Source organism: Nitrococcus mobilis Nb-231 (assembly GCF_000153205.1).
GTDB classification, from domain to species: domain Bacteria; phylum Pseudomonadota; class Gammaproteobacteria; order Nitrococcales; family Nitrococcaceae; genus Nitrococcus; species Nitrococcus mobilis.
Map to the genome: position 1 here is coordinate 1,999,260 of NZ_CH672427.1, position 20,490 is coordinate 2,019,749.

General features: G+C 57.5%; 18 protein-coding genes. 9 read left to right on the forward strand and 9 right to left on the reverse strand.

What is annotated here, in order from left to right; genetic code table 11:
• Positions 1 to 302 precede the first annotated feature (302 nt).
• Both NB231_RS09165 and nhaA read left to right on the forward strand, forming a co-directional pair.
• Entirely contained in the window at positions 303 to 1,007 is a 705-nt protein-coding gene (locus NB231_RS09165; protein ID WP_005001992.1) for a response regulator transcription factor, read from the forward strand.
• Between the two features lie 177 nt (positions 1,008 to 1,184).
• Positions 1,185 to 2,411: a Na+/H+ antiporter NhaA gene (nhaA, locus tag NB231_RS09170; protein ID WP_005001998.1), complete on the forward strand. Its 1,227-nt coding sequence runs from the start codon at positions 1,185 to 1,187 to the stop codon at positions 2,409 to 2,411.
• Between the two features lie 68 nt (positions 2,412 to 2,479).
• On the opposite strand, the gene aspS is transcribed toward nhaA, so the two are convergent.
• The gene (aspS, locus tag NB231_RS09175; RefSeq protein ID WP_005001999.1) at positions 2,480 to 4,267 is read right to left on the reverse strand and encodes an aspartate--tRNA ligase; all 1,788 of its coding nucleotides are present in this window, start codon (positions 4,265 to 4,267) and stop codon (positions 2,480 to 2,482) included.
• A 128-nt stretch (positions 4,268 to 4,395) separates the two neighbouring features.
• Entirely contained in the window at positions 4,396 to 4,749 is a 354-nt protein-coding gene (locus NB231_RS09180; RefSeq protein WP_040662148.1) for an FmdB family zinc ribbon protein, read from the reverse strand.
• A 132-nt stretch (positions 4,750 to 4,881) separates the two neighbouring features.
• On the opposite strand from NB231_RS09180, the gene NB231_RS09185 reads away from it, so the two are divergent.
• Complete coding sequence (locus NB231_RS09185) at positions 4,882 to 5,598, forward strand: DUF1614 domain-containing protein (RefSeq protein WP_232210432.1); 717 nt, start codon at positions 4,882 to 4,884, stop codon at positions 5,596 to 5,598.
• Between the two features lie 88 nt (positions 5,599 to 5,686).
• Complete coding sequence (locus NB231_RS09190; RefSeq protein WP_005002003.1) at positions 5,687 to 6,550, forward strand: SDR family NAD(P)-dependent oxidoreductase; 864 nt, start codon at positions 5,687 to 5,689, stop codon at positions 6,548 to 6,550.
• A gap of 178 nt (positions 6,551 to 6,728) precedes the next feature.
• On the opposite strand, the gene NB231_RS18570 is transcribed toward NB231_RS09190, so the two are convergent.
• From NB231_RS18570 to NB231_RS20295, 6 genes are all read right to left on the reverse strand, one after another.
• Positions 6,729 to 7,949 carry a hypothetical protein gene (locus NB231_RS18570; protein WP_232210433.1) on the reverse strand — a complete coding sequence of 407 codons (1,221 nt, stop codon included), beginning with the start codon at positions 7,947 to 7,949 and terminating at the stop codon, positions 6,729 to 6,731.
• A gap of 247 nt (positions 7,950 to 8,196) precedes the next feature.
• Positions 8,197 to 9,207 carry a sulfotransferase gene (locus NB231_RS09200; protein ID WP_232210434.1) on the reverse strand — a complete coding sequence of 337 codons (1,011 nt, stop codon included), beginning with the start codon at positions 9,205 to 9,207 and terminating at the stop codon, positions 8,197 to 8,199.
• A 12-nt stretch (positions 9,208 to 9,219) separates the two neighbouring features.
• Positions 9,220 to 9,909 carry a WbqC family protein gene (locus tag NB231_RS09205; protein ID WP_005002010.1) on the reverse strand — a complete coding sequence of 230 codons (690 nt, stop codon included), beginning with the start codon at positions 9,907 to 9,909 and terminating at the stop codon, positions 9,220 to 9,222.
• A complete protein-coding gene (locus tag NB231_RS09210) occupies positions 9,906 to 11,006 on the reverse strand; it encodes a DegT/DnrJ/EryC1/StrS family aminotransferase (protein ID WP_005002015.1) in 1,101 nt (366 codons plus the stop codon). The genes NB231_RS09205 and NB231_RS09210 overlap by 4 nt, the downstream gene beginning before the upstream one ends.
• 73 nt (positions 11,007 to 11,079) lie before the next feature.
• Positions 11,080 to 11,316, reverse strand: coding sequence for a hypothetical protein (locus tag NB231_RS19625; protein ID WP_005002016.1), 237 nt, complete (start codon positions 11,314 to 11,316; stop codon positions 11,080 to 11,082).
• A 58-nt stretch (positions 11,317 to 11,374) separates the two neighbouring features.
• A complete protein-coding gene (locus NB231_RS20295) occupies positions 11,375 to 11,773 on the reverse strand; it encodes a sulfotransferase (protein WP_040662154.1) in 399 nt (132 codons plus the stop codon).
• A 632-nt stretch (positions 11,774 to 12,405) separates the two neighbouring features.
• Here NB231_RS20295 and NB231_RS09230 point away from each other — a divergent pair.
• Both NB231_RS09230 and NB231_RS09235 read left to right on the forward strand, forming a co-directional pair.
• Complete coding sequence (locus tag NB231_RS09230; protein WP_005002019.1) at positions 12,406 to 13,851, forward strand: lipopolysaccharide biosynthesis protein; 1,446 nt, start codon at positions 12,406 to 12,408, stop codon at positions 13,849 to 13,851.
• Positions 13,848 to 14,780: a glycosyltransferase family 2 protein gene (locus tag NB231_RS09235; protein ID WP_050756085.1), complete on the forward strand. Its 933-nt coding sequence runs from the start codon at positions 13,848 to 13,850 to the stop codon at positions 14,778 to 14,780. The genes NB231_RS09230 and NB231_RS09235 overlap by 4 nt, the downstream gene beginning before the upstream one ends.
• Before the next feature lie 481 nt (positions 14,781 to 15,261).
• Here NB231_RS09235 and NB231_RS09240 read toward each other — a convergent pair whose 3' ends face one another.
• Positions 15,262 to 16,902 (reverse strand): IS1634 family transposase, encoded by a 1,641-nt coding sequence (locus tag NB231_RS09240; protein WP_005002021.1) that lies wholly within the window; start codon positions 16,900 to 16,902, stop codon positions 15,262 to 15,264.
• A 1,070-nt stretch (positions 16,903 to 17,972) separates the two neighbouring features.
• Here NB231_RS09240 and NB231_RS09250 point away from each other — a divergent pair.
• From NB231_RS09250 to NB231_RS09260, 3 genes are read left to right on the forward strand one after another with little or no spacing between them, the layout of a single operon-like run.
• Positions 17,973 to 19,229: a glycosyltransferase family protein gene (locus tag NB231_RS09250; RefSeq protein WP_005002022.1), complete on the forward strand. Its 1,257-nt coding sequence runs from the start codon at positions 17,973 to 17,975 to the stop codon at positions 19,227 to 19,229.
• Positions 19,226 to 19,435 (forward strand): hypothetical protein, encoded by a 210-nt coding sequence (locus NB231_RS09255; protein WP_005002023.1) that lies wholly within the window; start codon positions 19,226 to 19,228, stop codon positions 19,433 to 19,435. The genes NB231_RS09250 and NB231_RS09255 overlap by 4 nt, the downstream gene beginning before the upstream one ends.
• Complete coding sequence (locus tag NB231_RS09260; protein ID WP_005002024.1) at positions 19,432 to 20,481, forward strand: sulfotransferase family protein; 1,050 nt, start codon at positions 19,432 to 19,434, stop codon at positions 20,479 to 20,481. The genes NB231_RS09255 and NB231_RS09260 overlap by 4 nt, the downstream gene beginning before the upstream one ends.
• The last annotated feature ends 9 nt before the right edge of the window (positions 20,482 to 20,490 follow it).

A 20,490-nucleotide genomic window follows, 5' to 3' on the forward strand; every position in this document is an offset into this window, starting at 1 on the left:
TTTTCAGCCGTTCGGTTTTTCCTCAACGCAACACCACAAGCTCGGAAATGCGTTGGCATTCGTGGTATTCCTAGTAAGGTACTGCTTTACAAGGTTTCTGTACGAATATCGATCTGACTTTCAAGCGATTCGCCATACTTTAAATATCAATCGATGCTCGGTAAATGCGGGAGAACCGCAAGCTTACTCCGGCTTCTACCCCGCTCCGGATCCTCCCTTAATGAGCCGTAGCGCGGGCCTTGTAGGGTTATGGTCGTTTCGGGACGCGAGGAGACACCCAGCTGGGCGAAGGAGTGCCGGTCATGTTAACAAGTGATAATCCGACAGTTTACGTTATCGATTCCGATGCCCTCATCGTTGCAACACTCCAAAAGCTATTCTCCTCAGTACATATCGAGGCCGAATACTTCAACTCCGCAGATGCGTGCCTCGCGCGAATAATGCGATGCAGCCGGGGCTGCATACTCGCCGATGCCTCGACACCCGAACTCTGCGTGGCCACCTTCCAGCATCGCCTGAGCGAGGACGACATCGAGCTCCCCGTGATTTTTCTATCTAAGGGCAGCGACGTCGCAACGGCCGTTGATGCCCTCAAACACGGCGCCGCCGATTTCCTAGAGAAACCATTCAATGACCAAATGCTACTCGATGCCGTGCACCGAGCAATAGAAATCGACCAAGTTGCAGCAGCGGACAGAGCCGCGCGACAGACTCTGCGAAACCGTTTCGACGCTCTTACGGCGCGGGAATGGGAGGTGCTCATACCAATGATCAAGGGGAGTTCGAACCGCATGATTGCGGGAGAATTAGGGCTCAGCAAGAAGACAGTTGAGGCCCATCGCGCGCGGATTATGCGCAAGACCGAGGCAACCAATCTAGCGGAACTGATCCGAATAGCGCTGCGCATCGATTTACTGGGCGAGCTTACCCAGCGCCCGTTCGGACGGCAGCGGAAAGACCACCCCCCCGTTGGCCTCTCTAGTTTTCTTCCCGAGAGTGAACGTTAGCACAGTGTGCCCCCTTTCAGCGGAGGAGACTACCGCGATTGTACTTGGGTAGCGTACTGGGCATCGATTCGACGCGCACCACCCTCCAGTGAATCGCCGTATCATTTGGCAGAATCGGTTGCCCGACCAAAATTCGGCAGTGCGACGGCAACAAGAAAGTAGGCATCGATATAGATCATGAGTACATTCAAACAGCTCTTCCAGCAGCCGGCAGCGGCGGGCATTCTCCTGATGGGCGCGGCCGCAGCGGCCATGATCGCTGCCAACGCCCCTCCTTTGGCACCACTTTACGAACGCCTGCTGTCCCTCCCGCTCGGCATCCAGGCCGCAGACGCCACACTGGTGAAGCCCCTGTTGCTGTGGATCAACGACGGTTTGATGGCGATTTTCTTCCTGCACGTGGCCTTGGAGATCAAGCGCGAGTGCCTCGAAGGCACCCTTTCCAGCCCCACGCGAGCGGTGTTACCGGGTATTGCCGCCCTCGGCGGCATGCTAGCACCGATCGCCATCTATACCGCGATCGCCTGGGATGACCCAATCGCCCTAGCTGGTTGGGCGATTCCGGCGGCAACGGACATCGCGTTCTCCCTCGGCGTTCTGGCGTTACTCGGCTCTCGCGTACCATCCAGCCTCAAAACGTTCCTGCTTGCGCTCGCGGTGATCGATGACATCGGCGCCGTAGTGATCATTGCGATCTTCTACACAGGCAACCTCGCATTGCCTGCCCTGCTGCTGGCCGTCGCCGCGGTTGCAGGGCTTGCCTTGCTTAACGTCCTGGGCGTGCGCCAAATCGCGCCCTACGTCCTGTTGGGCGCGTTTGCATGGCTCTGCGTGCTGCAATCGGGCGTACATGCCACCCTGGCGGGCGTGGCCGTGGGGCTGACTGTCCCGCACCGTGGCGGCCGCGTGGGGGAGAAATCACCGCTGCAACGCATGGAACATGAGCTGCAGCCGTGGGTCGCGTTCGGCATACTACCGATTTTCGCTTTCGCCAATGCCGGCATTTCGATCGACGCCATCGATTCGGCGGTGCTCACCAGTCCGGTCACATGGGGAATCGCCCTGGGGTTGTTCATTGGTAAGCAGGCCGGAGTATTCACCCTATCCTGGCTCGCCATTCAGATGGGCTGCGCGCAACTACCGGAGCGTGTGGGTTGGCGACATCTCTACGGCGTCTCGCTGTTGACCGGCATCGGTTTCACCATGAGCCTTTTCATCGCTTCGCTGGCTTTTGACCACGTCCAGGGCAACTCGGTAGTGGTAGCACACCGGGTTGGCATCATGCTGGGCTCATTGATATCGGCCGTGACCGGCTACACAGTGCTACGGCTCACGACACCCGTTACCGCCGTACAATGGCAACGGACCACTCAACCGATGATCCCGTCTCACACTTCACAGTAACCCGTCTCCGGACACGCGCGCGCTTTGTCGAGGGTGAACGACACCCATCGTCTCCCCGAAGCACCGGCCTAGTCCACCTTGACGGCATCCACCGGTTTGCGCGCGCGGATACCGAGCTCCCGCAATGCCGCCTCCTCCACCGGTGCCGGCGCCTGCGTGAGTAGGCAGCTGGCCGTCTGGGTTTTGGGGAACGCCATAACCTCGCGGATCGAACCCACGCCGGTCAACAGCATGATCATCCGGTCGAGCCCGAAAGCGATCCCCCCATGGGGCGGCGCCCCATATTCAAGGGCTTCGAGCAGGAAGCCGAATTTCTCCCGAGCCTCCTCCGCCCCGATACCGAGCAAATCGAACACCGCATATTGCATCTCCGGGCGATGGATACGCACGGACCCGCCACCAAGTTCGGTACCGTTTAGCACCAAGTCGTAGGCGCGGGAGAGCAGCCGTTGCGGGTCGTCGCGCAGCTGCTCGGGATCGCTCATGCGCGGTGCGGTGAAGGGGTGGTGCAGCGCATAGAACCGGCGATCGGTTTCGTCGTATTCGAACATGGGGAAGTCGATTACCCATAGCGGCCGCCAGCCCGGTTCCACCAGGCCAAGTTCGTGGCCGAGCTTGATGCGCAGCGCGGCAAGCGATTCGTTGACCACCTTGGCGCGGTCGGCGCCGAAAAATATCAAATCGCCGGCCTCGGCCGCCGTGCGCTCAAGGATGCCGGTCACGGCCGAGCCTGGGAGAAATTTCAGAATTGGTGACTGCAGCCCCTCGCGGCCACGCGCCGGATCGTTCACCTTGATGTAGGCCAAACCCTTGGCCCCGTAGCGAGTCACGAATCGAGTGTAATCATCGATGGCTTTACGACTGAGCTCGCCGCCACCCGGCACGCGCAGCGCCGCCACGCGCCCCTTGGGATCGTTGGCCGGCCCGGCAAAGACCTTGAACTCCACGGCCGCCATGAGGTCGGCCACCTCAACCAGTTCCAACGGTATGCGCAGATCCGGTCGGTCGATACCGAACCGCTGCAGCGCCTCGGCATAGCTCATGCGCGGAAAGGGCTCCGGCAATTCAACCGCGAGCACCTCGCGGAAAAGCTCGCGGATCATGCCCTCCATGAGGGCCATGATGGCCGACTCATCGAGGAAGGAGGTCTCGATGTCGAGCTGAGTGAACTCTGGCTGGCGATCGGCACGCAGATCCTCGTCGCGGAAGCAACGCACGATCTGGTAGTAGCGATCCAGCCCCGAGATCATCAGCAGCTGCTTGAACAACTGCGGTGACTGCGGCAGAGCGTAGAAAGATCCCTGATGCAATCGGCTCGGCACGAGAAAATCACGCGCCCCCTCCGGGGTCGCCCGCGTGAGCATGGGCGTTTCGACATCCACGAAGCCGTGTCGATCGAGATAGCGCCGCAACACGCCGGCGACGCGGGCACGCGTGCGCAGCTGCTGCTGCATCGCCTGACGGCGCAGATCGATGTAGCGATACTTGAGGCGCACATCCTCGCCAACATCCACTTCATCGAGCTGAAACGGTGGGGTTTTAGCCCGATTCAGGATTTCCAACTCCTGGCCGAACACCTCGACCAGGCCGGTATTCAGGCTGAGGTTCTCCGTTCCCTCAGGGCGCCGACGCACTTTGCCCCGCACTCGCAGCACATACTCGCTGCGCACCCGATCAGCCGCCTGAAAAGCGCCCGCCACGTCGGGATCGAAGACCACCTGCAGCAGGCCTTCCCGATCACGCAGATCGATGAAGATGACGCCGCCGTGATCCCGCCGTCGATGGACCCAGCCGCAGACCTCGACCTCCTCGCCGAGCAACGCCTCGGCCACCTCGCCGCAATAGTGAGTACGCATTGAATGAGCCGCTGATCCGTGTGCTGCCAATGAAAATCGCCCTGCCCCACAAGACGGCAACGCGCCGGGAATGGTAAGAGCTCCGCCGGGGTCGCGCAAGCCGCCACCCTGGTCGGGCCGGCAACGCATCAGGCTTCCGAGGAAGCCCTAGTCGAGCTTTCCGGCTTGCCGCCTGAATCCTTTTTACCCTTTACCGATTTTCCTTCAGCCGATTTGCCCTCGGCCGACTTGCCTTCCGAGGACTTTGTTTCCGAGGATTTGCTCTCGGCGGCAGCGTCGCCCGCCAGATTGCGCTTATTGTTGGTCTTGAAATCCGTCTCATACCAGCCACCGCCTTTAAGGCGGAACACCGGAGCGGAGATTAACTTGCGCAGCTCGGCTTGCCCGCACTCGGGGCAGTCCTGCAAAGGCGCTTCGCTGATCGCCTGCAAAGCCTCCATTTCATGGCCGCAGGCATTACACATATACTCGTAGATCGGCATCGTTGGTTACCTTGGCTGAATTCACCGGATCGCGATATAGGGTCCGACCAGGTCCACTACAAGTGGCTAAAGCTCGATAATACCCAACTTCAACGGCGCGCGATACGCACGCCGTCACAGCGAAAACCCGGCTTGATTCCTAACCCGGCGGACCGCCACACCATACCAAGCACCTTCTTGGATAGCGGGGCGCAAGTGTTTCCCTTCCGGCTGATCTTCGCAGCAATGACGTTTGCAGTACTCTTCGCGCTCATCCAAGTAGGGCTGCTGAGCATTGCGTTCGATAAGCTCGGACTCTCGTCGGACTCGGCGATGCTGCTGCTGATTAGCTCGTTACTCGGCAGCGGAATCAACCTGCCGCTGTTCAGCATGGCGGCCGGACCTGGCGCCGACCCGCAGTGGCAACGCCCGCCCACCTGGCTCACTCCGCTGCTGCGCAGCCGACCCGGCCAGATCGTGGTGGCGCTGAACGTCGGCGGCGGACTCATCCCCGTCGCCTTCTCGGTGTTCCTGTTGAACCATAACCCGTTGCCGCTCGGCCAGGCCATGCTTGCCACCGGCATCGTCGCCACGGTTTGCTACCTCGTCAGCCGGCCCATCCCGCGGCTGGGTATCGGCATGCCGATTTTTGTCGCTCCCATTACGGCCGCGCTGGTGGCCATCATCCTGTTGCCGCAACAAAGTGCACCGCTGGCCTACATCTGCGGTACCATCGGCGTCTTGATAGGAGCCGACCTGCTCCGCCTCAAAGACATACGCGCGCTCGGAGCCCCGCTTGCCTCGATAGGAGGAGCCGGCACTTTCGACGGAATTTTCATCACCGGGATCGTCGCGGTCTTACTCGCTTAAATCGCCGCGCGACGCACACTCGAGTGATTCTCCAGCCCCACGGCAGGCGATACCGCAACTTGGCAGCAAATAGAGCATTCCTCCAGCCATGAAGCACAGCAGCAACAACAACGATAAGCGCTCGATCCTGATCACCGGCTGTTCGAGCGGCATCGGTCTGGAAATCGCCAGGGGGTTGCGCAAGCGCGCTTGGCGGGTCTTTGCCACAGCTCGACGAATGCAGGACGTCGAACGATTGAGCCGGGAGGGACTGGAGAGTCTGCCGCTCGATGTCACCGATTCGAACTCGATTCAAAGTGCCGTCGCCGGCGTGCTCGAGCGTACCGGCGGCGGCTTGGACGCCCTGTTCAACAACGCCGGTTACGGCCAGCCGGGCGCCGTGGAAGACTTGAGCCGCGCGGTCCTACGCGCACAATTCGAGACCAATCTGTTCGGAGCCCACGAACTTGCCTGCGCCGTGCTCCCGATCATGCGCCGCCAGGGCTATGGCCGAATCATTCAGCACAGCTCGGTGCTAGGAGTGGTCGCGCTTCCCTACCGAGGGGCCTACAACGCCAGCAAGTTCGCGCTCGAGGGCCTAACCGATACGCTGCGTCAGGAACTGAAGGGCAGCGGCATACACGTCTGCCTATTGGAGACCGGGCCCGTGCGCAGCCGTTTCCGTGCCAATGCCTTGCTGATGTTCCAGCGCCACATCGACCGTGAGCGCAGTGCCCATCGCGAGACTTACCATGCCTTGGAACGACGGTTCGCGAGCTCCACCGATGATCCTTTCACGCGAGACCCGCAAGCGGTGCTGCGCAAACTCGTGCATGCCCTGGAGAGCCCACGGCCGAAACCGCGTTACTGCATCACCTTTCCCAGCCATCTCTTGAGCACGCTGCGCCGGGCGCTGCCGACACGGGCATTGGATACCTTTTTACTGTTCGGCACCGCGTGGGAGCGGCGCTGACCGAGTGGCAGCTTAGGCGATACGGATGACCCAGGCATTTACCCTGGCGGGCCAATCAGGCCTTATATCGGAAACCTGAGCGAAACATTCCCTCCCATACTCCCGGTGAATATTTAGTCCATTTGCTCATAACTCCATCTTCTCAAGAGTTGGAACCTCTGGGGGTAATCAGAACGGTTCAAGCTTTACGAGCACCACGTATATTGCGATACGCCTGCGTGACTCTATAGATTGCTCGTGACGCGGCCCGCAGCCCCTTGCCGGGCACTTTCTGCCATTCCCACCATTTGTTCACAGGTATTGTCAGGAGGTCCGGCCATTCGCGCTCGATCACGCGTTGGTGCACGGCGGACCGCACTTTTGCCTCAGCGGGAAGGCGCAGCATCACCTCCAGCACGCGCCTGTGCGCCATAGGCCAAAAAATCATGTCCGGCTTTGCCACCCCCCAACGCAGCACCCCAGCCCAGCACCCTAAGCGCTGCTCTACATACAGCAGGTCTTGTGGCTCAAGTGAATATGATCGGGATTCACTCCTGTAGTAATAGCCCCGCAGGGCTTCTCCGCCATGCCCTGTAAGTCGTGTTCGTCCGTTATAGGGAAAGGAAGAACCTGCAATGTTATAAGAAGCCCCCGCAGCAGATCTCCCCGCCCGTTTTAGCCATTCGTCTTTTCTTGCCTGCGGCGCTTCAACATTTTTTAGCGTTTGATGAGGGATTGACTGCTGCTTACAAAGACGCGGGGCCGTCACCACATCAAGACGGCCCGTTGCCGGATGGGCGTTGTGGGTGTGGCATTGCAGTTGGGCTACATGATCTCTTGCACATGCAAGGAGCATTCGGCTGTCGTACCCTGCCGTGAGGGGGAGCTGCAAGGGGTGTTTGCTGCTTACGGCATTAATATTGTGTCTTACAACAAGTCCTATAATTGTTGCTGCTTCGTCTATGGTTATTGTGCCGCGGGGGTTTTCTTTGGGCCAAAGCCTGTGCTGCGACCACGAATTAAGATCCAAGTAGTGATTCGGTAGTAACCGGCTTACGCCATTCTTAGGAGTTAGGCCGAAAGGATACCAGTTATCTGGTACCGGGATGTCCATGAGACCCACAAGCGTGGCATTGTCCGAAGCGGGGATTAGGTCAGGATTCGTCGCTACTCGCCCATGCCCGTAGACAAGCGAGAAATGCCCGAAGGCATCCGTGTAGAGCGTGCGTTTATCCAGGTGAAAAACCGCCCACGGACCACCCATTTCATATAGATCATCAGGCAGATCACCCTCTACAAAACGTCCTTCATAAGTTGGCTGCCCGATCAACCAGCCACACTCAATCTCCGTCAGATGTTCGGCCGTGCTGACTTCAATATGATCCGCATCCGCCCATGCCATTGCCATGGTAAATATCAACAACTACGGCGCAGAGTCAGTTTTGCACTACCGATGACATTCGCCACTTCGAAAAAGCCGTTCCACGGCTGCGAGGCCAAACACCTTCAGGGCAATGAAGCGCGCCAGAAAGTGCGAAAAACACGGTCGCGCCAAGGCTCAAGAACAGGTTGGCGAGATTTCACACAACACGTCAATGCCGATCTTTCGACTCATGTCTTGCACGAAACCACACCTTGAGAATCCGCGAGTATATTCCGCCCCTCAGTTAGACTCGCTGGTCTACCGAAATCGTTGCGTAGGCCTGCTCCGCTTGCTGACGGGTATACTCCTCAAGCCACCAGCGGTTGGTGTTTTTGAACTGCAACTCGCCGGTGTACTCATACCGCCCTGGCGGTAGACCGTGTTGCTCGCGAAGGCGGGCGACGATCTTCGCATAGTAGGCCGATGGATCGCGGCAAAAATCCTCGTACTGGATCACAAGCTTGTGGTGCTCCGAAACCGACTCCAGTGCGCTTTGGACGGAACGGTTAATCGCGTGAATCTGCCCCGCCACAGACTCGAGCGGGTCGAGGCCCTTGAGCCGCGGATACTCTTTGATCTTGAAGGAATACCAGGTGCGGATGTCACCATACTGGCGCTTTCGCGCCGCCAGCGCCGATTGTATGTTGAAGATGGGATCGCGCCTGATCCAGACGAACAGCACCTTATCGAATAACGACTCCAGCACGGGAATGTTCTGGTTCATGATCATCGCTTTCAGCGAGAAGGGTTTTTCGAAGATGTTGGCCAGCGCATTGAGTTCATCTCGCAGGCCCGCCAAGTCTGCGCGCGCCCGAAGTTCGTCGTCGGGAAGATAGTCCAAACCGCGAAACGGCAGGAAACGACGCCAGAAATACCAAAACTCGTTAGGCGCCAGGGCGCCCTTGGTCTTGCCGTTTTCGGAGGAGAAATCGATCACCGAGTTGAAATCCAGGATTTCGTTACGGAAATTGTAGCGGGGATCGGTCAGTAGCTGCTGGATTCTCGCGCCGATGAGCGGCGCGCCGTAGAACCTCGAGAGCAGATTGGTCGGATACGCAGTCAGGCTCGTTGTGGCGAGCCACTGGGTGAAAAGAGTCGTTCCGGAGCGCAGCGGCCCCATAACTAAAACTTTGGAGAACCGCTCCTGGGCGTCGACTACTAGCGCCTCGTTAGCCGACTTCAACAGAATGTTGATCTGTTGCAGGAGCTCTTCCAGAGATGCGTTACGTGAGAAACCGCGTGACCGCTTCGTCATTTCACCCATTGGCTACACCAGTGTATTCGCGTCTAGAAGCTCTGTGATCTTGCCCGGCGGGCAGCACATTAGGATGTCGATGATGGACAGGTTTGGGACAAAGCCCGTCCGCCCCTGGTCATATACGACATCCTCCATCTGGAGGAACAGCAGTTCACAACCTTTGGCGGCGAATGACGCCCGGCTGTATAGCTCGCGGCCACCAATACTGTTGACATAGGTCGTCGCCCCCAGCGCCTGGCAGATTTCTATGAGCTTGTCTTCAGCAGAAGCGGCTCTGTCGTACTTAATCTCGCTGGAAAGCATTATGTGCTTCCCAACTCCTAGATACTCGAAGACCTCTTCCAGCCCCGCTCGGCAGACGGAAGGTATGGCCCTGTCTGGGTAGAGAAGAACCCTTTCCACCATCGGATACACAGCATCGAAAAAAGGTGCGCCAGAATAAGAATACTGCAACATTCTCAATATCTTGGAGACGTCCTTGGAAAACTGCAGATCCTTTATGATTTTGTTCTGCGAGGCGCCGGGCACGGGAATGGTGAACCGACACGCTTGCCCGTTGCTCAGCAGAGAGTTCCGATTGATATACCCGCGCTTGATGAAGGTGACGTCGTCGTATAGCACGAACAGGTCGGAACAGTGCACTAGCTGGTAGTAGCCCAGATAAGGGAAGATGTAGGGCTGCATGATGGCGACTCTCACGAAGCCACCCGCTCTACGACGCTCACGATCTTTGCAATGTCCCTATCCGTCAAACCAACGTATATCGGTAGACAAATGATGCGCTTGGCGACGTCGTTCGAATGCCGGTTACGGGTCCCGATACCGAAGTAGTCCACCGAGTCCAGCGAGGGATAGAAATAGCGCCGGGTGTAGACCCCAACCTCCCTCAGCGCCGCCATGGTGGCCTCAACGTCAGTTTCCGAGCTCAGCAGCACGGGCGCATAGGCGTAGTTGTTGCTGGCGTTGGGATTACGGAGCTGCAGCTGGTAGCGCCCCCCCTGCAACGCCGATTCGTAGGCTTGCCAGATCGCCGCTCGCACCTGGAGGTTGGCCTCCATCTCGTCGAGTACGCAGAGTCCCATGGCGGCTTGGAACTCGTTCATCTTCGCGTTGATGCCCAGCCCCTCGATCGTCTCCGGCCCCGTGATGCCGAAGTTGATCAAGCGCTTGGCGTATTCCAGGTGCGCTTCGTCCTTGAAGACGATTGCCCCGCCCTCCAGGGTGTGAAACAGCTTCGTGGCGTGGAAGCTGAGCGTGGTTGCATCGCCGCGTGTCAACAGGCTTTTGCCTTGGTACGCCACGCCGAAGGCATGGGCGGCGTCGTAGATCACCTTGAGCCCGTCCCGCTGCGCAACCTCCTCAAGGGCTTCGACATCGCAGGCGTTACCGAAGACGTGTACCGGCACGATCGCACGGGTACACGATGTAACGGCAGGCCCAACCTGGGCAGGATCGAGGCACCAGGTATCCGGATCGATATCGGCGAAGACCGGTTCGATCCCTTCCCATTTCAGGGAACTCGCCGTGGCGATAAAGCTGAACGGCGTCGTGATGGCTTCCCGGCGCTCGCCAACCGCGCAGCCCGTTACTCCAAGGGCTCGGTATGCGATCTGCAACGCGAGCGTCCCGTTGCTGACTAACAGCAGGTTGCGCACGCCCAGGTAGTCCTCCAGGCGCCGGGTGAGTTCTTGCACCAGAGGGCCCTTGTTAGTCAGCCACTGGCGCTCGTAAATGCCGTCCAGGTACCGGTCGAGTTTTTCACGACTGGGCAGGTACGGCCTGGTGACGGGGATCATGAGCTACGCCTATCGCCTCGGTTCGCGCATGGCATCCAGGCACCATGGTTCGACATTAATTCTCCTTGATCGACTATCCTGTTTGATTGAAATGAAGCGTCTGCAGGCTGAGACCTGTAAGACCTAGAAACTCTAGAACTTTCTCAGAGGCCTGCGGATCGGACAGGTTCATTTCCAAAAGGTGACCAGGCTTGTCGGAAAAATAAGCGGTAGCCTCCTTCAAATGCGTTTGGTAGGCCGCCTTATAGGTCTCCGGATCGTAGAGCGCCCGTTCGTCAATTCCATATCTAAGACGCTGCGCATCCCTCAACCATCAGACATAACAGCAAGGGAAGACTTTAAGGTCGTCTGCAGTGGGCGCCCTTCCTTTACCGACGATCTTCGCGTGAAGGTGAATAAGCAGGTTGGTACCACTCGTCTGCCCTATTGCGCTTGGTTAGAATGAACTTTGCGTCTGGAAAGGCCTCGAATAGCGCGCGATAAGTGCCTGAATAGCTGAATGACACGTCCTGAAGGGCTTCGTATCGTCTGCAAAATTGGATTAGTCGGCGAAAGTCACCTCGCGCCCAATCGCACAACAGCATCTCACCCTTGTGTTGCGGGGCAACTTGAAACCCGGCGTTAGCTAAGAATGCCCCGAGAGATATCGTACTGGACTTGTCCGGTCCGATGCAGAATACCCGCCGGCTGACATTATTGCTAAAGTGGATCGCGGGAAGGTGCCTCAGTTCCAGGCCGATGTTCACTTGGGCGCTTTTGAATCGCATGCCCGCTCCCTCCGTGGCAGGCAGCAACCATAGCACGAGCAGCTCAACAGTTTACAACCGCAAGCCGTGAGTTGCTCCACCCCAGCAGGCTGGGTTTGAATCTGAATTCTAAGCACGCTCAGTAATGTACTGTCAGATCGTTGACGATTGCATCGATCGCTCTTGGCATGCATTGGTTGTCGGCTACGCAGTGATACGAGGCTTTATTGACGGAGAAGGCGCCCCTCATGGACATCCACCTGCGCAAGAACGCCACGACCAGCCCGACCTCTCGGATAGCTACCCAGCGCTCGAACGAGCCTATGCGGCCGCTTGCGCAGGAATTCACCGTCTTGCAGGACAACCACCCGCCGGTGGGCGCGCCGCTTGGCGCGGCATCGGCTGCGAGCACCGCCTGCCGAGCAGGCCCTCGCTGCCCAACGGCCTGGTCGAGCATTGCAACGAGCGTATCAGCGCGATCCTGACCATCCACCCCTTCGACAGCGCCACAGCTGGCTCTACAACCACCGTTTTACCCAGAAGCTTCCTCGGGCACAAGAGCCCGGTCAAGGCCATGAAAAACTGGTACGCTAAACGCCCGATTTGTTCAATCGAAAGCCACGCAGTCAGACGAGGGCCGACAGCTAGATAGTATGCTCCGCCAGAGAACTGCTACAGGTGTACTTTGGAGTTTCTCGCAGCAATTGAGTCAGCGCGGCATCGGTATTCTGGTCACGCTGCTTCTAGCCCATTTTCTTGTGCCCGCCGATTTTGGCCTCATGGCGATGCTGGCTGTTTTTATCACTATTGCGGGCAGTTTGATGGAATCGGGTTTCAAACAAGCCTTGATACGTAAGAAGGATGCCTTACAAAGGGATTTCAACACTGCATTTTACGCCAATATACTTTTAGGATTTCTGTCCTACGGATTGCTTTTTATTATCGCACCCGCTGTTGCGGTATTCTATGATGAGCCCCGACTGACTGATCTGATTCGGGTCGTTGGAATTTCTATTCCAATAACTGCTTTTCAAGTGGTCCAAATAGCTAATCTCAGCCGTAGTCTCAATTTCAAAACACAGCTAAAGGCTACGGTACCCGCAACCATCGCTTCAGGGCTTATAGCGATAAGCTTAGCCTATCTCGGCTTCGGCGTTTGGGCCTTGGTTGCACAAACCCTGATGGTTTCAACGCTGACGACGCTCATTCTGTGGGCCATGCAGTTATGGCAGCCAACTCTAGAGTTCAGCCGACAGTCACTATCTGATATGTTCGGGTTCGGTTATAAACTGTTCTTATCAGATCTGCTCAATATCGTCTTTAAGAATCTTTATATAGTAGTAATTGCAAAACTGTTTTTAGCGCCTATTGCAGGTTTTTATTTTTTTGCTGAAAAAATAAAAGACTTGATTATTAGCCAGCTTGTACTCTCCATTATGACAGTCACCTATCCAGCTTTATCGATTCTTCAGGATGAGGATATTCGCCTGAAGGCCGCCTTGCGCAAAGTAATTCAGGTGACTACCTTCTTACTTTTCCCAGCAATGCTTTTCCTGGCGGCCTTGGCGGAACCTTTATTTCACGTCTTTCTCCCTGATACATGGCTCCCCGCTGCAGTCTATTTGCAACTCATGTGTATAACTGCGTTGCTTTATCCTCTGCATTCCATCAATCTCAATATATTGAAAATTAAGGGACGCTCCGATCTTTTCCTTTACATTTCGATTATCAAGAAATTGATAATCCTTATAATCTTGCTTATCAGCCTACCCTATGGTGTCATAGGCATTCTTATCGGCCAGATCGCCGCATCGGTATTAGCCTACATCCCGAACAGTTATTACTCGGTAAAACTTATCAATTATTCCATTCGAGAGCAGCTTGCAGATGTCTTTCCGGGGCTTTTCCTTAGCGTTTTTATAGCAGGAGTGATTTATGGGGCCATCGAGCTCTCAGTTTTCGCCACGCTGCTACAATTAGTCATATTTAGTGGGATCGCGGTAACTGGCTATCTGCTTGGCGCCCACCTGCTTAGACTTAATGCGCTTCAGCTCGCCATGTCGCTCTATCGAGAAAGATTCGGGAGAATAAATACATGAACGAAAGCACAAAACCGCTGTTAAGTATTTGCTGCACCACTTATAACCATGAAAATTACATCGCACAAACGATTGATGGTTTTTTGATGCAACTGACCTCATTTCCCATTGAGATATTAATTCACGATGATGCGTCTACCGATCGAACGGCAGACATTATTCGTAGGTACGAAGTGGAACAGCCCGATACAATCAAGGTGATTTATCAATCGGAGAACCAATTCTCCAAGGGAAAGCGGCCGATGCTGCTCAATTTTAAACGGGCCCAAGGTGAATATATCGCTTTTTGTGAAGGCGATGACTATTGGACCGATCCGTACAAATTACAAAAGCAAGTCGAGTTCCTAGAAAAGAACCCGACAGTGGCGTTTTGCGGGCACGCGGTCAAGCAGATCGATGCGGATGGAACGACATTACAGGAAAGTCAATTTAACATCCTTGAAGACAAGCACCTTGCACAGGAGGAAATAGCTTTTGGGCATCTTGGCGTCCCGACGCTTTCTCTTCTTTTCAGAAATTATGGGAATTTTCCTTCCCACAGCCTAATTAATGGTGACCGTGTTCTACTCTCTTTTCTTTCGAACTTTGGCGGGGGTTATCTTTCCAAGGAGAACATGGGCGCGCGCCGCATTCATCCAGGTGGGATCTGGTCATTACGTCCGCTAAAAGAGCAAATTGATGCGAGGACGTTGACGCTTTCAAAGATACCACAATTAATCGATTCAGAGAGAAAATCGCTTGCTTATTTTCGGTTTTTTATCCACTCCATAAAAGAAGACTACTCATGGAAAAGAAAACTTAAAAATATCCCCCTCTCCTTTATTATGACACTTTTCTGGTTAAGGCCGACTTCGCTGAGATTTATCTTTGCACGGATCAAGAAAAAATTCTATGGAACCAGCCACTTGCAGCAATCCCCTTGCCAATGACGGCGAGGACAGGTTCTGAGTCTAAACCACATACTACTGACTTTATCCTAGGGTAAGCCTGTTCAAGGCTATAGATATTTATAGGTCAACATCCGCTTGAGACACAGCGCAATTGTCATTCCGATTCTTGCTCGATACCTCCACGCTGTTGCATCGCCTGAGATGTGGGGGCGAAAGCGCGTAGCAAGATGAAAATGCCTATGAGAGTGGAGCCGCGTACGGAAAGGGTTGTGCCACAGTTCGCTACTTACACTTGACTTACACTTGGAAGCAAACCACCTCGCGACAGCATCTCACCGGCCATAGACACGCCATCGCGCCTGCGGCCCGCGCGCTGGAATGGCGAGAGCGGCTTATTCTACCGCTTTCATTTTCCGCTGGCTCCTCTTTGTCAACCTGGACACCCAAGTTCCGCAGCTAAACTCGCAAGCGTTTGATTCGATTGAGGCGGCACTGTCGAAAATGACACTACACGCCGCTCTTAGGGTTTCGGTATCTCCAGCGCGGCGAACAAGTCCAGCTGCTCTTGGGTCGTTTTGCTGACTCCGCTGTAGGCGTGCTCTGCGATTATCGCGCGGTGGCGCTGGATTCGGCGAAGCAGTTCCAATGCCGTCTCCGGGCTCACGGTGCTGCCGTGTGCCTTCAGCCGCATGCGCATGATGCGGTAGAGCACCAGGGCCAGGAAGCAGATCAGCGCGTGAGCGCGGATGCGATCGGGCAGACGGTGGTAGACCGGCGCGATCTCCAGGTCGCTCTTTAGTACCCGAAAGCCTCGCTCGATGTCGGCGAGCGCCTTGTAGCGCGCCACGACCTCGGCGGCGGAGAAGTCCACTACGTTGGTCAGCACCACCAGCTTGCCGTCGAAGAGCTCGGCGCGGGCGATGGCCTCCTCGTCCACGCTGTAGCTGAAGCGATCGGCCTGGTAGTCCGCCTGGATGAACCGGGTGAGTTCGGCCTCGGCCACCGCCCGCTGGAAACGACTGTAGGCGCCACGATCACTGGCCCGTCGTCCGCGCGTGCTCTGTCCCGCGTCTTGAACATCGAGCTTGCGCACCAGCGCCTCGGCGAAAGCCTCAAGCTCTGCGATTCGCTCTCGGCGCCGGCTCGATTGCTCCGCCGCGCGCTGCGGATCGTGAGCAACGACGAGACGCTGCTCGGCGAACCGCCCCTCGGCCAGGCCTTGTGCGAAGTCCATACCCTCCAGCGTGCCACCGAGCTCGGCGTACCGCCGGGCCGGCACCGCGAGGATGAACTGGAGCTTGCGTGCACTGGCCTCGGCCAACGCGACCAACTCCGAGACGTTATCCAGGCTCAGCAAGCCGCGGTCAGCCACCAGAATGACCCGTTCCACGGGAAAACGCTCCAGCACCTGGCACAACATGCCTTGCAGCGTCTTGGTCTCGGCGATGTTGCCGGCGTGCACCGTGTGCATCAGCGGCAGTTCGTCGGCGGACTGCACCACGCCCAGCACGAACTGCCGGGCAATGGCACCCGTTTCCTTGTTCATGCCGAAGGCGCGCACATCCTCGGGCAACTGCCCTTCGCCGTGAATGCGCACGGTGGTGAGATCATAGAACACCACCGAGAGCTGCTGATCGAGCATCGCACGCAGCTGCTCGGCGGCGCGCGCCTCCACCGCCTCAGTGCGATCCATCAGCGCGTCCATCGTGCGCAACAACTGGTCATGGCTGATCGACTCCGGCATGCCGGGGATGCTCACCGTCTCCAGCCATTGCAGACAACCGAGCTTGGAGTCCGGCGCGCAGAGGCGGTTGAACACCATCGCTCTGACCAACGCCTCGGCATCGAAGCTGCGCCGCGAAGAGCGCAGCGCCCGCTTGATGGCCTGCCCGAAACCCAGTCCCTGCCAGAGCTCGTGTAGGGCGTAGACATCACCGAACGCACGGGCGCTGTCGTATTCGACCGGATGCGCGGTGTTCTCAGCCCGGCCCAGGGCCCGGTTGAGGCCGTTGATCAGAGGGTCAAGGTGCTTCGGCTCGAGCTTGTCCAGCCGGCCGAGGTTGGCCACAACGCGCTGGCGCACACCGCCACTGTCGGTGCGATAGGACTCGACGAGTTGAAGATAGGTGCGAGATCCCGAGCGGGTGAGGCGCGTATACATGTGGCTACGATAGCACCGACGCGATACGAAAGGTAAGCCTTTTATACCGCCTGCGTGACACTACATGTGTCCACGACATATACTGCTTCCGTCACGATAAGCGCCTGTTTCTTCAAGCCACTGAATGCCCGAAAACCTCAAAAACAGCTCGCGAACTGCGGAACTTGGGGGGCTCCTCTTTGTCAACCTGGACAGCACTGAGTGTGTATGGATTTAGTGACAGGTTGCCGTCTCTGGCGCTATGCCATAGCCTGATGTCCGCTGACGCTTCGTCCCTGGGTCAGCGACGGTCGGAGCTAACTGCCCGAACCGAGTACAGGCTGAATGCCCAAGTAAAATCGCATAATAATTTCCGTTCATATAGATACGGAGATATACTAATATAGTTTCTAGGAACATAGGGGGTGACGTCGCAAGAGATGCTATGCCATGCGACGGTTCACCGAAATTGACCAGATTGAGCTGCCTTGGTGGTTGCCAAAGGACCGTCGGGTGGTGTGCCTCGCCGAGGCACAGGTGAGCGATTATCAGCCGCCGTTACAACGCGTGCCAACGGGCTTAACCCCGGCGCAACGGCGCGGCGATTTGCCGCTATCGGCAGAAAGACTTTCATACGGTGCATCCTCGAGCGTCGGTTCGCGCTCTACGTCTCCCGGTAGAGTTGCTGTGGCCATCGTAGAAATCTCTGGTAGTCCCGCCCGAGTGCCGCGCCTGCCTGATCGCAAAGCGCGTTTAAGGTGCAGAGATCTTCGCCCGACACCGATCATGCCGCGTTCTGCCACATCGATTCACCCGCGGTCGAGCGGGCCTCTGGAGTGAGTCACTCCCACCTCTCGACAGTCAAGCGCAATTGGATTGCTTTCCGAGGATTCTATGGATGGAAAAAACACGGTCGTGGAGTTAGCCAAACCTCGGCTCGACCGCCGCAAGCCAGCTGCTGACACTCTTTGCGAAATCGATAAAAGCGTTGAGCTGGCTCTAACGAACAGGCGCGTGCACACTGCCCATCGCTTCGCTTGGGATGCCGTCGCACGGCGGGCAACACATGCCCGTCAGGAGCAGAAAACGCCATGAACGAGACAGGCGTACCTGTTCAAACCACCTCGCGGCGTTTCGTGGTCTATTGGCGTCAGGCAGATTGGGGCTTTTTCCACCGGCGCAATGAGGCGTTTACACGAACACTCGCGGCGCAAGGCTCGGTCGATGAAGTCGTTCATCTCGAGACGATCAGCCTCAAGGGATTGGTGGCGAGTGCTGCTCGCGCGCTCCTCCTGCGTAATCCGCGGCTGCGTTCGGTTTACCGCCTGCACGTGCGCAAGGCCCTAGCGTGCCGGCCAGTCCGCATCGATGAACGATTGCTGGTCAAATCAATGTTGATTGTGGCGCGCTCTGAACGAATCTGGCTCGAGCGCCTCAACCGCTGGCTCTTTCATCGGCAAGCGCGGCGCCTACGCGCTTCGAAGCAGACCGTTTTACTGGCCTATCCACCGGCTATTTATCTGCAGGAACTGAGAGCTGCGCTGCAGCCTGATCTCACGCTGGCGGACCTGGTGGATGACGTACCGGCCCAGGAATACGCCCCCCGCCGTCGGGCGGCGCTGGAAAAAGCGTTCGTGGAAATTCTGCCGCTGTGCGCTGCGGTCTTCGCCACTTCCGAAAGCCTAGCGCAACGCTACGGGACCCACGCACCGTCAGGCATCGAGTTTCTTCCTAATGGAGTCAAACCCTTGGACCCCCTTGTCTGCGACGAGCACGAACGAGTGCCCAGCCGGCTCCCACGGGTCGGTTACACCGGCACACTTAATCGCACCCTGGATCGCTCGCTGATCGAGTACCTGTTGAGCCATAACCCGAATGTGGAGTTCGTCCTCATCGGGCCGGTGGAGCCAACGGCAGGGGAGTTCATACAGCGGCTCACGGCACGCTTTCCCAATTGCCGCTATCTCGGCCGCAAACGACACGATGAGCTGCAGTCGCATATGGCGGACTGCGACGTCTTAGTAAACCTCAAGCGCGCCGATGCCGGCACGCGCGGCAATGACTCGATCAAATTGTATGAATACCTCGCCACCGGCAAGCCCGTGGTGAGTACACCCATTGCACCGGCTGACCGCCTGCGCGACGTGGTCTATGTAGCTAAGGATAAGACCCAATTTCACCGTTTGCTGCAATGTGCGCTGGCGGAAAAAGCCCCGGGAAAACGCCAGCAACGCCGTCGCATCGCCGCCGCTAACACCTGGGACCGGCGGGTCGCACGGATACTCGAACGCGTGGAACAACTCTATGGCGGTGATTCCGGCCAGCCACAAGAGGCAAAACGCGCATGAACCTGCATCGAAGCGGTGCCTACGCGGCCGGCTGGGCACTGATCCAGAAGCCCGGCTACCACGCGCGGATCAAGCTCGGCCCGGCCCATAAAGATTGCGCGTTTTGGGCGAGTATCTTCATCGGCGTCGCGGCACCGACTCAGCGTCAAGCGCTCTGGTGGCTGCTCGCCCGCCGAACACCAGCACATGGAGTGCTGCGGTCATGACAGAAGACTCGCCGATTTTCATCGTCGGCATGCCCCATTCCGGAACAACGCTGCTGCAGGCATCGCTCGCCGCGCACCCGCAGATTGCGATCGCTCCGCAAACGCGTTTCTTGAGCTATTGGGTGCCACATCATCCAACAGCCGAGCCGCAGGACGAGCGTGATTTCGAGCGTTTTTGGACCGAATTCGTGGACAGCTCTCAGTTCCAGAATTTGGGACTGGATGCGGACACCTTATACGATCGGCTGCTCGCCAGGGGCGTTCCTACGTTCAAAACGGTGTTCTCGACCCTACTGCGTGCACACGCCTGGCGCTGCGGCAAACCCCAGTGGGGCGAACAGACATCCAGCCACCGCTGCTATATCGGCCAATTGCTGGACTGGTATCCGAGCGCACGCATCATTTACATGCTGCGCGACCCGCGGGCGATAGTCGCATCGTTACTGGACGCGCCATGGACCAACGCGGCCCCGGAATTCCACGCCGCGCACTGGCGTGACAGCATCCAGGCACTGCTGCGTTGGGGGTGCGACGAGCGGCTCTACCGGGTCCACTACGAAGCGCTGTTGATCGATCCGGAAGCCGTGCTGCGCAAAGTCTGCGCTTTCCTCGGCGAACCGTTCGATCCCGCCGTGCTGGCTCGTTGCGAGGCAACCGTAACCACCCCGGCAAGCCATGCAAAGTGGGGGCGACGCCATTTGAGCAATGCCCTCGGCCCTCTTCGCACGGACTGTTTGACCAAATGGCAGTTGCGACTCACGCCGAATCAAGTCGCGATCGTGGAATACCTAACCCGGAAAGGCATGCTCCGCTACGGCTATGAATTGAGCTCGGAGGGACCCGGAGCTCTGCTCTGGTCCACGCTCATGCTCAAGCGCCTTTGGGCACGAGTGAAACTACAGAGCAATCGGCTACGAGGACAAACCGCACGTCCGATCGACCCGCCGTCATGGGTAAGCGACCAAGCGCAACCCGCCATGGGAGTAGACCGAAAAACCGACGAAGAGGCTGCGGACGCTCAGCAACGGCAGTCGCTAGGACCATGATCGGTCGGG

Bases quoted from the DNA above. Each gene is read 5' to 3' on its own strand.
- NB231_RS09200 (WP_232210434.1), bottom strand. From the start codon at position 9,207: ATGACGAAGCGGTCACGCGGTTTCTCACGTAACGCATCTCTGGAAGAG.
- NB231_RS09250 (WP_005002022.1), top strand. From the start codon at position 17,973: ATGAACGAGACAGGCGTACCTGTTCAAACCACCTCGCGGCGTTTCGTG.
- NB231_RS09210 (WP_005002015.1), bottom strand. From the start codon at position 11,006: ATGATCCCCGTCACCAGGCCGTACCTGCCCAGTCGTGAAAAACTCGAC.
- NB231_RS09180 (WP_040662148.1), bottom strand. From the start codon at position 4,749: ATGCCGATCTACGAGTATATGTGTAATGCCTGCGGCCATGAAATGGAG.
- NB231_RS09230 (WP_005002019.1), top strand. From the start codon at position 12,406: ATGCTCCGCCAGAGAACTGCTACAGGTGTACTTTGGAGTTTCTCGCAG.
- NB231_RS09240 (WP_005002021.1), bottom strand. From the start codon at position 16,902: ATGTATACGCGCCTCACCCGCTCGGGATCTCGCACCTATCTTCAACTC.
- NB231_RS09165 (WP_005001992.1), top strand. From the start codon at position 303: ATGTTAACAAGTGATAATCCGACAGTTTACGTTATCGATTCCGATGCC.
- nhaA (WP_005001998.1), top strand. From the start codon at position 1,185: ATGAGTACATTCAAACAGCTCTTCCAGCAGCCGGCAGCGGCGGGCATT.
- aspS (WP_005001999.1), bottom strand. From the start codon at position 4,267: ATGCGTACTCACTATTGCGGCGAGGTGGCCGAGGCGTTGCTCGGCGAG.
- NB231_RS09190 (WP_005002003.1), top strand. From the start codon at position 5,687: ATGAAGCACAGCAGCAACAACAACGATAAGCGCTCGATCCTGATCACC.
- NB231_RS09235 (WP_050756085.1), top strand. From the start codon at position 13,848: ATGAACGAAAGCACAAAACCGCTGTTAAGTATTTGCTGCACCACTTAT.
- NB231_RS20295 (WP_040662154.1), bottom strand. From the start codon at position 11,773: ATGCGATTCAAAAGCGCCCAAGTGAACATCGGCCTGGAACTGAGGCAC.
- NB231_RS09260 (WP_005002024.1), top strand. From the start codon at position 19,432: ATGACAGAAGACTCGCCGATTTTCATCGTCGGCATGCCCCATTCCGGA.
- NB231_RS09255 (WP_005002023.1), top strand. From the start codon at position 19,226: ATGAACCTGCATCGAAGCGGTGCCTACGCGGCCGGCTGGGCACTGATC.